This is a genomic window from Paenibacillus sp. E194 (assembly GCF_000935845.1).
GTDB classification, from domain to species: Bacteria; Bacillota; Bacilli; order Paenibacillales; family Paenibacillaceae; genus Paenibacillus_B; species Paenibacillus_B alvei_B.
Genome location: NZ_JMDX01000536.1, coordinates 1 through 732 on the forward strand (window position 1 = coordinate 1; position 732 = coordinate 732).

Sequence of the window (732 nt, forward strand, 5' to 3'; positions counted from 1 at the left end):
GCCAATACCCTGAGCAAGAGGATGTTCACCGCAATGTTGTGCGTGGACAATATTCCGCAGGCTCGATGAATGGCAAGGAGCTTCCTGGCTATCGTGAGGAAGATAAGGTGAATCCTGCATCTGTTACGGAGACATATTTTGCAGCACGTGTATTCGTTGACAACTTCCGCTGGGCGGGAGTACCGTTCTACATTCGGACAGGCAAGCGTCTGCCAGTGAAGACGACAGAAGTTGTGGTTGAATTCAAGAACATGCCTACGAATGTATACCTCGGACAGAAGCATAAGCTGGAGCCGAACTTGCTCGTTATCCGCGTAAATCCGATGGAAGGCATCTATGTGAAGCTTAATGGTAAGAAGCCTGGAGCGGAAGGCGGCATTCAACCGCTTGCGATGGACTTCTGCCAAAGCTGCATGGTCGGCATCAATACGCCAGAAGCGTATGAGCGTCTGATCTTCGATGCTGCTCGCGGCGATTCCACGTACTTCACGCGTTGGGACGAGGTGGCTACTGCATGGTCATTCGTTGATAATATCGCGAAGGCATGGAGGAAATCTAACGAAGATTTGTTCGCTTATCCGGCAGGCTCTTGGGGCCCTGAGCAAGCAGACAAGCTTCTGCAAGAGGATGGATTCCACTGGTGGCCTGTTAATGGACAGGAAGAAAGTGAAGTTGTCTGGACGAAGTAATTCGTTTCCCATAGATTGATAAAAAGCTGTGCCCTCTACAGGG

General features: G+C 50.5%; 1 pseudogene. It reads left to right on the top strand.

From position 1 onward, the window contains the following. Nucleotides 1-689 (top strand): annotated as a pseudogene (locus AZ66_RS29430) (glucose-6-phosphate dehydrogenase); the annotation flags it as partial. Between the last annotated feature and the right edge of the window lie 43 nt (nucleotides 690-732).